At 52.9% G+C, this 12,590-nt stretch carries 9 protein-coding genes and 2 pseudogenes; 8 read left to right on the plus strand and 3 right to left on the minus strand.

Annotation, left to right across the window (positions count from 1 at the left end):
- Window positions 1-597: 597 nt before the first annotated feature.
- The 7 genes and pseudogenes from JCM12539_RS02385 (at window position 598) to JCM12539_RS02410 (ending at window position 8,190) form a co-directional block, all read left to right on the plus strand.
- Window positions 598-1,269, plus strand: a complete 672-nt coding sequence (locus JCM12539_RS02385; protein ID WP_054648967.1) for a histidine phosphatase family protein — start codon at window positions 598-600, stop codon at window positions 1,267-1,269.
- Window positions 1,270-1,296: 27 nt separating this feature from the next.
- Window positions 1,297-1,995: a tetratricopeptide repeat protein gene (locus JCM12539_RS02390; protein ID WP_054648969.1), complete on the plus strand. Its 699-nt coding sequence runs from the start codon at window positions 1,297-1,299 to the stop codon at window positions 1,993-1,995.
- Window positions 1,988-3,706 (plus strand): SF1B family DNA helicase RecD2, encoded by a 1,719-nt coding sequence (gene recD2, locus JCM12539_RS02395; protein ID WP_439645106.1) that lies wholly within the window; start codon window positions 1,988-1,990, stop codon window positions 3,704-3,706. Before JCM12539_RS02390 ends, recD2 begins: the two co-directional genes overlap by 8 nt.
- On the plus strand, window positions 3,682-4,227 hold the full coding sequence (locus JCM12539_RS15465) for an ATP-binding domain-containing protein (RefSeq protein ID WP_439645107.1): 546 nt from the start codon (window positions 3,682-3,684) through the stop codon (window positions 4,225-4,227). Before recD2 ends, JCM12539_RS15465 begins: the two co-directional genes overlap by 25 nt.
- Window positions 4,228-4,476: 249 nt before the next feature.
- Window positions 4,477-5,691, plus strand: a pseudogene (locus JCM12539_RS02400) (GNAT family N-acetyltransferase).
- 354 nt (window positions 5,692-6,045) lie between these two features.
- Complete coding sequence (locus JCM12539_RS02405; protein WP_054648971.1) at window positions 6,046-7,011, plus strand: ABC transporter substrate-binding protein; 966 nt, start codon at window positions 6,046-6,048, stop codon at window positions 7,009-7,011.
- 242 nt (window positions 7,012-7,253) lie between these two features.
- Window positions 7,254-8,190: pseudogene (locus JCM12539_RS02410) on the plus strand (diacylglycerol/lipid kinase family protein).
- Between the two features lie 414 nt (window positions 8,191-8,604).
- On the opposite strand, the gene rnjA reads toward JCM12539_RS02410, so the two are convergent.
- Both rnjA and JCM12539_RS02420 read right to left on the minus strand, forming a co-directional pair.
- Window positions 8,605-10,287, minus strand: a complete 1,683-nt coding sequence (gene rnjA, locus JCM12539_RS02415) for a ribonuclease J1 (protein WP_054648973.1) — start codon at window positions 10,285-10,287, stop codon at window positions 8,605-8,607.
- A gap of 3 nt (window positions 10,288-10,290) precedes the next feature.
- Window positions 10,291-10,503 carry a DNA-directed RNA polymerase subunit epsilon gene (locus tag JCM12539_RS02420; RefSeq protein ID WP_054648975.1) on the minus strand — a complete coding sequence of 71 codons (213 nt, stop codon included), beginning with the start codon at window positions 10,501-10,503 and terminating at the stop codon, window positions 10,291-10,293.
- 261 nt (window positions 10,504-10,764) lie between these two features.
- Here JCM12539_RS02420 and JCM12539_RS02425 point away from each other — a divergent pair, with 261 nt between their 5' ends.
- A complete protein-coding gene (locus tag JCM12539_RS02425) occupies window positions 10,765-11,181 on the plus strand; it encodes a hypothetical protein (RefSeq protein WP_054648977.1) in 417 nt (138 codons plus the stop codon).
- 73 nt (window positions 11,182-11,254) lie between these two features.
- Here the strand turns inward: JCM12539_RS02425 and def are convergent, their stop codons facing one another.
- Window positions 11,255-11,809 carry a peptide deformylase gene (gene def, locus JCM12539_RS02430; RefSeq protein WP_054648979.1) on the minus strand — a complete coding sequence of 185 codons (555 nt, stop codon included), beginning with the start codon at window positions 11,807-11,809 and terminating at the stop codon, window positions 11,255-11,257.
- Between the last annotated feature and the right edge of the window lie 781 nt (window positions 11,810-12,590).

Here is a 12,590-nt window from a genome sequence, read left to right on the forward strand (position 1 = left end):
GCTCCTACAGCGGTGCCCCCTAACAGCGGTCACCGTTCCGGGTCCAGTCGTCTACGCACCCCACGGCACCCGCACCGGCCAGAACCACACTTGCGAACGGATCTATTAATGATTTGGCCACGTGCCGTCTTCATTTCAACTCGTCCAGTGATGGTTATTGATTGTAGGAGATTATACAGTAGCAGCACCTAACCATCATCAACTAGTGAGCTTCAGTTAACCATAAAATTTAAAATTGTGCCCGATTTAGTTTTAGCTAGTTCGCACTTGTGATGAATACAGGTATGACAGTTTTCACGGATGCTGTATGACGTCCTCGATCTATCGGGAACCTGCAGGTGGGCTCGGGGATGGAGTTGTCATGTCCTGAGATGTGGCAGTGGTAACAGTATCGTGAGGCCGCGTCGGTCGGACCAACGCTGCCGTTAACCACCACCGTAGCAACCTACGGCATAGGCACGTAAGCCGCAGCCCACTGGTCCGGCCTACGCTGCCGTGAACCGCTGCCGTGGACCACCACCGTGTGGTTCGTTGACCTTGCGGCGCGCGGGGGACAATGGGATAATTGGGGGTATTGAAAACGGAGGATGCAAAAAGGTGACAAAACTGTATTTTGTGCGGCACGGTAAAACGGAGTGGAATCTTGAGGGACGGTACCAGGGGGCGTTTGGCGATTCGCCATTATTGCCTGAAAGTTACGTGCAGGTGCACGCCCTGGCGTCATACCTGAACCAGGAGCACGTTCACTTTGACCACGCATACGTGAGCCCGCTGAAACGTACGCGTACAACCGCACTGGAACTGTTGACCCACCTTGACCAGCCCGATATTCCGTTAACCATTTTGCCCGCATTACGCGAGTTTAATTTGGGCCTCATGGAGGGCCAAAGCTTTACGGACGTTGCGGCGCGCTTCCCCAATGAGTTGCATGCGTTTCGGCACGCGCCGGCTGATTACGACCCTAGTGCACTGCATGGGGAGACCTTTGACCAGCTACTCGACCGAATGACACCGCCAATTCAGGAGATTGTGGCTAACGACTACATGGGTAGTGCCAACTACCTGTTCGTTGGGCATGGTGCCTCGCTGGCCGCGTTAATCCAGCACCTGGTGGGGACGCCCGTCGCCGATTTACGTAAAGACGGCGGGTTAACCAACAGCAGCCTAACTACCGTACAGGCAGACGGACCCGCGTTGCCGTACCACATGGTGCAGTGGAACGACACGCACTTTTTGCCCGGAACACGCTCGGCAACGGATACAATTTAGTGGCATTGAATGGTTTGGAGGGTGAACATGACAGCACACGATGATGCGATTGAACAGTTTAACCATGGCGAGCAGGAAGCAGGCATCCAGGCGGCCGTCCGCGACATTGACGCGCACCCACACGACGCCAGCCGGTATTCCGTGCTGGCAACCATGCTGATTACCGTCCGCGCATATGACCAGGCAACCACTCTCATTACGCGTGCACTCGGGCTATTCCCGGACAATCCCGAGCTCCGTTATTCGTGGGGGCTGTTGGCGTACACGCAACAGGATTTGCAGGATGCCCTGGCGCGCCTGCTACCGCTTACGAGTGGTCCGGCGGCAGCCAGCGGCTCGCTGCGGGCCGACGCCGACTACATGGTGGCGTTATGCTACAACGACTTGGGGCAATCTGCCCGGGCGTTGGCCTTCGCAATGACCGCCCACGACTTAAATCCAAGTGCGCGTGACGCCGTGGTACTAATGGCGAACATTCTGCTGGCGTTGGGTGAATTCAAAGCCGCGGTGGACGCGCTAGAACCGTACCTAGACCAGAACGATGCGCATATCGACTTTGCGTACGGTATGGCCCTGACCGCTTCCGGTCGCGACGGCAGCGCATACTTGGATGCCGCTAAGCAGGCCGATCCGGCGGCGTTTGCTAATCAATCCAGTCAGATTCACGATATTGCCCGATTTCTAAAACTTGGTCAGACCGACACGGAGGACAGTCAGGATGCCTGATATGGATACAGTCACCGGTACGGTCCGCAACGTTATTTTTGCGAACCACGACAGCCTATTCAAAATCGTGGCGGTAGATATTACCGCCACGACTTTGGTGTGGACTGAACCGGAGATTGTGGTCAAAGGCAATCTTGGTGACCTCCAGGAGGGCACTGAGTATGAATTTAGCGGACGCCTAGTGGCTCATCCCAAATACGGGCAACAGTTCGACGCCGTGTCGTACCAGAGTCAGCGGCCCACCAGCCACGACGGTTTGGTCGATTATTTGGCGAGTGACCGGTTCCCGGGTATCGGGCCAAAGACGGCCGCCAAGATTGTCGACGCGCTGGGCATTGGCGCGGTGGATAGCATCGTCAAGGATCCGGGGGTGCTCACCAAAGTTGGTCTGAGTGAGAAGAAGGCTGCGGCTTTGGCTGACGCCCTCCGTGAAAACCTTGGCCTTGAGCAGGTGATTATTGGTCTCGGCGAGGTGGGCCTCACTGGTGCGTTAGCTAACAAGGTCTATAGCCGGTACCGTGAGGACGCGCTGGACATCGTCCGCGAGAATCCGTACCAGCTCATTGTTGACATTGAGGGTATCGGGTTCCGCGTGGCCGACAGTATTGCCCGCCAGATGGACGTTGCGCCCGATGACCCGCGACGTCTGGGCGGGGCGATTCTTGACGCCCTTTACCAAATGACGGATCGGGATGGCGACACGTACGCCGAACCCGCCCGCCTACTGGACGGGGCAAAGTCGCGCCTTGCAGGCGGTGGTTTGGGCGGAGTCGCCGACGAACAACTAATGGCCGCGGTCCAAGTGTTGGCTGACGACCGGCGGATCAGTGTTACGGACGGGCGTATTTTCCCCAAGCGTTTGTTTGACGCGGAGTGGCAGATTGCCAACCACCTCTTTGCACTGAATAATCATGAGGATGGGTATGACGATGACGACCTGACCGCAACGCTGAAACAAGTCGAGGGTGACCTTGACATCGAGTATGATGATACGCAGCGTAGTGCCGTCATCGATGCGCTGCAGAACCACGTGTTCCTGCTGACTGGTGGCCCGGGGACGGGAAAGACGACCGTGGTGAACGGTATCGTACGGGCGTACGCACAACTTAATGATGTTCGGCTCGACCCGAACAGTTACGATAGTGAGACGGCCTTTCCGATTATGCTTGCGGCGCCCACCGGCCGGGCTGCTAAGCGGATGGCGGAGACTACGGGGCTGCCAGCCAGTACTATTCACCGCCTGTTGGGTTTGTCGATTGATACGGTTGATTATGATCCACCGGAGTTACCGGATGGTTTGCTGATTGTGGACGAGATGTCCATGGTGGACACTTACCTGTTTCGGATTTTGCTGGACGCCGTTCATCCGGGCATTACTTTGATTATGGTGGGGGATAAGGACCAATTACCTTCTGTGGGTCCCGGCCAGGTGTTTGCTGACCTTCTGGCGAGTCACGCACTTGCGCAAGCCGAGCTCACCCATATTCATCGGCAGGACGCGCAGTCTTCAATCACGACGCTGGCTCATGATATCAATGGCGGCAGGTTACCGGCCGACTTTGGGGCCAAGCAGGCCGACCGTAGTTTCATCAACTGTGGTCCGGGTCAGATTCAGGAGCGGTTCGGCAAGTCGCGACTGCGGCCAAGGGTAAGTTTGGGACGCTCCAGGTGCAGGTGCTGGCCCCCATGTACCGGGGTGTTGCTGGAGTAGACGCGCTTAATCCACTAGTTCAGGACATTTTTAACCCTAAAAAGAGTGACCGCACCAAGGAAATTGATGCCGGTGATCACCTGTACCGTATTGGTGACAAGGTGCTGCAGCTGGTTAACAATCCGGAGAAAAACGTTTATAACGGCGAAATTGGGATTGTTACTGGCATCCAGCCAGCCACAAAGGATGACGGTGCACACCTGATTGTTGATTATGATGGTAACGAAATTGATTACGCGCATAATGAATTGAAAAGTATCACTCTGGCCTATGCCACCAGTATCCATAAGGCTCAGGGGAGTGAATTCGACATGGTCATTCTTCCGTTGACGATGGCGAGTCGGCGGATGCTGAAGCGAAACTTAGTCTATACCGCGATTACGCGGGCTAAAAAGTTTTTGATTATGATTGGTGAGCTAGAGGCGTTTGATGTTGCCGTCACAACGATGGCCGACAACCGCCGGACCGTTGGTAGACCGTTTGTGCAAAGTGTTCAAGCTCGCGCAGCCGGTAACGGATAACGATGCCGAAGCGGAGACGGTGGTCACCACTGCAAGTCCACAGGAGCAGTCAGCCCGTCTCCGGCCGCCGATCAAGTACTGCACGAGGAACCGGCGCCCAGCATTGAGGCCCCGACAAATACGGAAGGGCCGACCGTGTTGACGCCGACTTTGGTTACGCACGAGCAGGTTGACCCAATGATTGGTATGGACGGAATTACGCCGCAAACGGCTTAGTGTAGTTGGATGTAAGATTGTGAGGAATTTGCGATGACAGACATTCGAGAGCAATTAAAGATGCGCCCGGTGACACCACAGTATTTGGATCAGTTTAACGACTTGTTGGGGTACGTATTTCAGGTAACCGCAAAGGAAGTCAGCGAATCCGGCTACGAAGAGGGCGAGCTAGAACGAGCTAAGCGTCCGGTTTTAGAGGAGGCCGACGTTTTTGGCTGGTTTAACGGTGAAGACCTGGTGAGTCAGCTGGCCATCTATCCTTGTAAGGTCAACATCCATGGTCGCGAATTTGAGATGGCGGGGTTGACGGGGGTCGGCACTTATCCGGAGTATGCGGGTCACGGTTGATGCACGACCTTATCAGTACCGCGTTGGAGCACATGCGTTCGCGTCGGCAGTGGATCTCCTACTTGTATCCGTACAGCATTCCCTTTTACCGCAAAAAGGGTTGGGAAATTATGTCGGACCACCTGACGTTTGACGTTCGTGATATCCAGTTGCCCAAGCAGCAGAATCTGCCCGGACACGTTGAACGGATGGATATTGATGCGGAGGATGTTATCAGGACGTACGACCGCTTTGCACTCCTGAACCACGGGGCGATGATTCGTAATCAACTGAACTGGGACGAGTACTGGCGTTGGGAGAATGAGGAAGAGCGCACTGCCGCGGTGTTTTACGATGAAAATGACGAGCCGCAAGGTTTTTTTGCTCTACTGGATTGCCAACGAGATTTTCCACATCAAGGAAATGGTGTACATCACCCAGGAAGCGCGCATTGCACTATGGAACTTTGTATCGGCACACTTCTCGATGGTGGAACACGTGCGTGGGAATATTTATAAAAACGAACCGCTCCACTTCTTGTTGGATGATGGTGATATTAAGCAGACCATCAAGCCGTACTTCATGGCACGAATCGTGGATGTCGAACAGTTTCTGCGGGCGTACCCCTTTGCCGCGGTGGGGCAGCCGCTCCATTTCATCGTTAGCGACCCCATGGCACCGTGGAACGTGGGCACCTTTGGGATTACGTGGGATGACGCGGGTCAGGTTCACGTTGAACGTGACCAGCACCCGGGGCTGCCGGTTCGGGTGGATATTCAGACGTTAACCACCATGCTGATGAGTTACCGGCGGCCGTCATACTTGTCCCTAATTGAGCGGTTGGATGCGGATCGGGCGGCTGTGAAAAATTTGGAGCAAATCATTCCCATGGAAGAGCCGTACTTTTCCGATTACTTCTAAGCATATTATGGGCATGTAAATGAGAAAGCAAAAATTATTAATGTGAAAATAACAGTTGACGCTCGCGCAAAATGAGCGTATCGTGAACCACATACCAAGACAGGAGTGTTGACGATGATTAAGCCACAACTAACACAACTGAATAAGTATTATGCCGACTACTACGGATAGCAGGCTTGCACATGGATGCAGGCTTGTCCTTGCATCCATGTGGTCGGTACGTTAAGTACGCAATTTGACGCCACATGGGGATAATTCCCACATGTGGCTTTTTCTTTCCGGAAAGTAAATGGCCAGCCACTGGGGAATTACTCCACGTGGTTGGTCATTTTAAATTTGGGAGGAAAACACATAATGAAAATGAAGAAGTGGATTGGATTAGCTTTGGCGACGATAGCAACGGTGACGGTACTGACAGCGTGTGGACAGAAAACCCACGCCCAATCGGTGACCGACAAGACGGTCAAGATTGGTATTCTGCAACAAGTGGACCAGGCGGCTTTGGACGATACTAAGAAGGGTATCGTTGAGGAGTTGAAGGACAAGGGGTTCACCAAGGCCAAAATTAAGGTCTTAAACGGCCAGGGGGACCAAACCAACCTCAACCAGATGAGCCAGCAACTCAGCTCGATGGGCAATGACGTTAACATTTCGATTGGTTCCGCGGCTTCTCAGGCGATGGAAAAGGCGGGGCACAAAACGCCGCTGATCTTCTCGGCCATCACGGATCCGGTTGCTGCCGGGCTCATCACCAAGGCCAACCTCAAGCACCCCAACAATAACGCCACTGGGGTTACGGTGCTGGTGAACGTCAAAATGCAGTTGGAGCTATTGCACAAGATGTTCCCGCAAGCTAAGAAAATTGGCATGATGTACGACGCGGGCGAGCCCAACGCCATGGCGATTGTGAAGCGTGCCCGTAAAGCAATGAAGGAACTCGGAATGACGCCGGTGGAGAAGACCGTGGCGTCGGCGTCTGACGTAGAAGCAACTGCGCGGGCGCTGTGCAAGAAATCTGACGCTCTATTCATTCCGAACGACCATATCGCAGCGGTGGGGATGAACACAATTGGCAAAGTTTCAACCGAAACCAAAACGCCGGTAGTCAACACTGACCCGACTATGATTCAGTTTGCTGGTGTTGCCACCAAGGGGGCCAACTTTGAGGATATCGGGAAACAGACCGCCGATATGGCCATCAAGATCCTGAAGGGTAAGCAGGTAAAGGATATTCCGGTTGAGGGGCCCAAGAACATTCACTTAGTAATGAATAAGAAACGGATGCAGTTTTTCGGCGTGAAGGAGAGTACGCTCAAATAATGGTATAGTAGTAAGGTGAAACGGCGGTTGAACTGCCGTTTTTGCGTGGAATGACTAAATTGGCGGTGAGTCTAGTAGTGTGAACACGTCAATCATGTTAGTACGATTAAAAAAAATATGATAGCTGAATATTGATATGCGGGACGAACGGGGGCAGACCGTTGCAAAAGGAGTTCATGCTAGCTATAATTTAGTTCGTTGACGTTGAAAGGAGTTGTGGCGCTACGTGGCCTTTTTTTCAAATAATTTTCAATCCCGCAGCTGGCGGGGGAAACTCTGTGGCTACGTGGCACATCGTTAAGGATGAGCTGAATCGGCGGGGAGTAGAGTTTCGTGTGCGGACTTCCAAGCATCCGGGACATACGGTTGAGTTGGCCCACCAGATTGCTAAGTTTAACGACCGTGACGATACGGTTTTGCTAGTTATCGGCGGCGACGGAACCCTTAACCAGGCGGTGACGGGTATCCGCGAGGCTGGGAATACAACCATGCCGGTTGCGTACGTGCCGGCTGGTAGCGGCAATGACTTTGCCCGTGCCAATCGGATTAGTAAGGATCCGTTGAAAGTGTTGGACGCCATCATCGATACGACCGAACCGGTACGTATCGATATTGGTGAGTTTCATGAACGCACCCGCAATCAGCATGGCTACTTTGTGAACAACGTTGGTGTGGGGTTTGATGCGGCCGTAGTTGACGCCGCTAATCACAGTCGGGTAAAGCCATTTCTCAACCGGATGCATCTCGGTACACTGGCATACCTACTGAGCGTGTTCAGCGTGTTATTCAACCGGCACGCCTTTGAGGCCCGGGTTAACGTGGGCGATGATCACGATATTATTCCGAATGCGTATATTTGCACGACTACTAACCACCCCTACTTTGGTGGTGGCGTACGGATCATGCCTGGGGCCTCAGTAATTGATGGTCAACTTGACCTGGTGATTGTGGAAGAGAAACACTTTTTTTACGTTCCTGTTCTTAATGATACAAATTTTGTTCCGCAAGAAGCTCGATTTTGAGGGTATTCACCACTACCGGGCTGACCGGTTGTATGTAGAAACTAGCTCGCTAGAGTTCGGACAAATGGACGGGGAGGAGTTAGGGACCCGGCCGTTCGAATTGGAGTTTAACGTGAGCCACCAACTGTTTTGGATGGGCGACTTAAACCCACAATAAAAGATAATAATCGGGGAGCTGAATTTTAGTGTTCGTAGACCGCTAAGCGCGGACGACACGTGAATTCAGCTCTCTTTTTGCATCGCCGGTTTGAACGCATAAATGTGCGTACATTTATAAAGCGATGACGACTTTGCTAATCCACCGGTTGATTGGATTACTTAAACAATTTTTGCCGGGTTGTCAGATTGGTAGGGGGGTGCTACTATTTCTGTGTGCGGTGGTATACAGATACGGCAAATGGTTGTATGTGGTAACCATCCGCCAGGTGTAAGAATGAGGTGCCCATCGCCATGGTGGGTATGTAAGCAACCACAGAACGTCAAAAAGGGCTACCGACCAGTACACGGTCGGTAGCCCTTTAATTGTCAACAGGCCCGGTATCTAGAGGACACCGGGCCTGTTGGTAGTTAACTATAACGTAATCAGCATTGGTAGAATCAACGGCCGCCGTTCAGTACGCTCGAAGAGATAGTCACCTAAACTCTTCACAATGGCATCCTTGAGCAATGCCTCACTAACTTTTTCATTGTCAGTAAACGTGTTTTTGATGGTGTGGAAGACCCGCTTCTGGGCGTGGTTAATCAGCTCGCCTGACTCGCGCATGTAAACAAAGCCGCGAGACAACAAGTCTGGACCCGCCAGGACGGTTTGCTTTTGCATGTTGATCGTGGCAACAACAACCACTAGTCCTTCTTCAGACAGCACCCGGCGATCGTGGATAACCGCGTTACCGATGTCGCCAACACCGCTGCCATCAACGTAAACGTCGCTAGCAGGGAAGTGGCCGGCGCGGCGGGCGTGGTCTGCAGTCAAGGCGAGCACATCACCGTTACCCATGATGAAGGTGTGATCTTCAGGCACACCACATTGGGCAGCCAGTTCCGTGTGAATCTTTTGCATCCGGTACTCACCGTGACATGGCATGAAGAACTTAGGCTTCATCAATCGGAGCATTAACTTCTGTTCTTCCTGACCACCGTGACCAGAGGTATGGATGTTGTTCACCTTACCGTGGATAACGTCAGCGCCGGCTGCTTCCAGCTGGTTGATAACGTCGTTCACGCTGGTAGTGTTACCCGGGATTGGGTTACTGGAGAAGACCACGGTATCACCAGGCTGAATGCTAATCTGACGGTGGGTACCGTTAGCAATCCGCGAAAGGGCGGCCATGGGTTCGCCTTGTGAGCCGGTACATAGAATTAGTACCTTGTTGGCGGGCAGGCGCTTGAGTTCATGGGCGTCAATCAGGTCTTCGTCGGGAATGTTCAGGTAGCCTAGTTCGCGCCCATTAACAATCGCATTTTCCATTGAACGACCAAACACGGCAATTTTACGGCCGCGGGCAATGGCAGCCTCCGCCGCTTGGGCAATTCGGGAAATGTTTGACGCAAAGGTGGCGAAGATGATGCGGCCGTCAATCCGGTCAAAGATGTGGCGGATTGAGTGGCCGACAAAACGTTCGGACTTCGTGAAGTTCGGAATCTCGGCGTTAGTACTGTCAGACATTAACAGCAGGACGCCTTCTTCACCAAGCCTAGCCATCCGCTGCAGGTTGGGCGCCGGCTGGTTGCCAACAGGGGTGAGGTCAAACTTGTAGTCACCAGTTTGGACCACGACACCATTTGGCGTGTGTACGGCAATACCCAGAGTATCGGGGATACTGTGCGTAGTGCGGAAGAATGATACGGAAACCTTATCAAAGTTAAGCTCCGTGTCTTCATTGATTTCCGTCAAGCTAGTCGAACGGAGCAACCCGTGCTCTTCCAGCTTGCCACGAATCAAGGCGGCCGCTAGCGGACCGGCATAAACGTCAACGTTGGGAACCTGCTTCAAGAAGTAAGGCAGGCCGCCGATATGGTCTTCGTGACCATGGGTAATGACCAAAGCCTTAATTTTGTCCGCATTTTGTTTGAGGTACGAGTAATCGGAGATCACATAGTCGATCCCAAGTAGGTCGTCCTCCGGAAATTTAATACCAGCATCAATTACGATAATTTCATCGCCATACTGAACGCCGTACATGTTCTTACCAATTTCACCAAGACCACCAACGGCAAAGGCGGCGGTTTCGTTGGGTTTAATGTTTAGTTTCATATTTTAAAACTCCGTTAACTTGTAGTTATCGGACTGTTGTTCGTACTCCAAGAACTTGCCCTCGAGTGGCTGAATCAGTTCGATGTTGTAGTCGGTGTTTTCCTCGAGCAGTTTGCGTGCCGTGCGCTCGCTGTCGGCCTCAAGGTAGAGTGATACTGTGTTTTCACGCATTGCGTTTTCCAACCGTGATGGCTGGTAAAGAACTTTGTAAATCATAAGTGCTCCTTTCATGTACACAAAGAAAGCCCCATCAGGGGACTATTCAATCATATGCCCGCATTTTGCCAGGTTACCCCAGCTAGTTGTTATCATTCTACCATACAGATTCGGGATAAGCTAACGTTACTCGTGTAATTGGGTGTTCACTGTGCTCACCGACATCATTAAAATCCAGATATTGTCTGGTGCAATACGTCACTAACAGCGACCGGATGTGGCATAATGTAAGTAGTAACCACCATGATAGGGGTGATGTTGATGCCAATATTGGCAGTGGTAATAGCCGGGGCGTTAGTAGTTTTGCTCATCATTATTTGGGTAGTACGGCGGCGCCAGCGGGTTCAGGCTGAGCACGAGCGGTGGATGCGCGCCATTGATCTCGCCGTGGGTAAGGCGCTACACGACGCGGGCATCGCTGTGGGCGTTAAGCTAGCGGGACAACCCGTTGAAGCGGTGTGGCACCGACAAGTGATGTTGGCCCACTATGAACTACCCGTCGGCACACAGAATACGGAGCAGCAAGTTCGGGCCGCGTTCGGGAACATCGCTTTGTCACAGTTGGCCCTAACGGACGTTTGGGTGCAGGCGGAGAATCAGCACGTTAATTTCGATGTGGCTTACCTTGTTAACGACGCGACCAAGGCGTACGTGGCCGATTTGGAGCGAGTAGAGTAACAATTAGTGTAACAAAGAGACGGCCGATTATCGTTCCCGTGGGGGATAATCGGCCGTCTCTTTGTTCGCGTGATTAGTCAACCATGACTGCTTCAGGATCAATGTCAAACGGGTGATCCGTATTGATGTGGTCATAGAAGAGGGTGCCGTTCAGGTGGTCAATTTCGTGCTGGCACACAATGGCAGGGTAGTGCTTGAGGCGAATCTTTTTCTGTTCGCCATCGACGTTTTGGTACTTAATAGTAATCCGGTCGTGACGCATAACCAGACCATCGTGTTCGTCGTCAACGGATAGACAGCCTTCACCTTCACGCAGGCCGGCCTGTTGGACCGATTCACTGACGATTTGCGGATTAACCAGTACTTCTTTGAAAATAATTTCGCCCTGGTCGCCGGGAACTAGCACTGCGGCCATGGACACGCTCTTGTCCACCTGTGGTGCGGCAAGACCAACACCTGGACGCAAGTGATACTTTTTGTTTTCTTCCTCATCCTGGCTGATAATTAAGTATTCCATTAAGTCATGGGCTAGCTGCTTATTTTCGTCCGAGAGGGGGAATTCCACCTGCTGGGCACGAGCGCGCAGCACCGGATTCGGGTCGCGGACAATATCTTTCATTAGAAACACGGTTAATTGCCTCCTCAAGTAATCTACTGTTTAGATTACCACACGTTGCCCGCTAGAAGACAGAGTTTGCGAACAAAATATCGACGTGGAGCAGGTTGGGAGGTTGTGCCAGCGCTGCTAGTGGCTGGTCGTACTGGCGTGGTGGCTCCGTGTGGCGGTTTTGGTCGGCGGGGGTGCCGTGGGGTGCTACGACTTTGTGGACCGCTCCACGGTGACCGCTGCTAGGGCGAAACCTTCAACCGCAAAGCCCGCGGTTTCCGGTGCGACTTAGAGACTGCTTGCCAAGTGCGGGCAGCCAGTCTCTAAGCTCGTCGTATCGTACATCGCTCCGCTCTTACGGCGGCAGGCCCCTTGCAGCGGTCACCGTTCCGGGTCCAGTCGTCTCCGTACCCCGCGGCGCCCCCACCGACCAGAACCACATTTGCAGGCGAATTTACTAAAACTTTTGCCACCTCTACACATGCCAGTATAGCTAGTAATAGATATTGACGTTCAAGTGTTCAGACGATTCACAACCTACAATTCAAATAAATGAACAATTCCTGGCGAATGTGTTTCGTTGCACCAGTCGCGTGGGCCGCGTCAGTCAGACCGGCGAGCGGAGGCGTGTGGGGTCGGAATGGTAACCAGTGCCGGGGTGTAACGTTCTTATGGCTTTAGCCATTAGAACGCGACGAATTTCGAGACCGGACGGTGGTTTTCCGGACGGGCTTGAAATCGCGGCGGAAACACGCCCGCACCTGGCGGGTTGGAACCTTCGCCCTAGCAGTGGATTACATGG

This window comes from Lacticaseibacillus pantheris DSM 15945 = JCM 12539 = NBRC 106106, from assembly GCF_001311175.1.
GTDB classification, from domain to species: domain Bacteria; phylum Bacillota; class Bacilli; order Lactobacillales; family Lactobacillaceae; genus Lacticaseibacillus; species Lacticaseibacillus pantheris.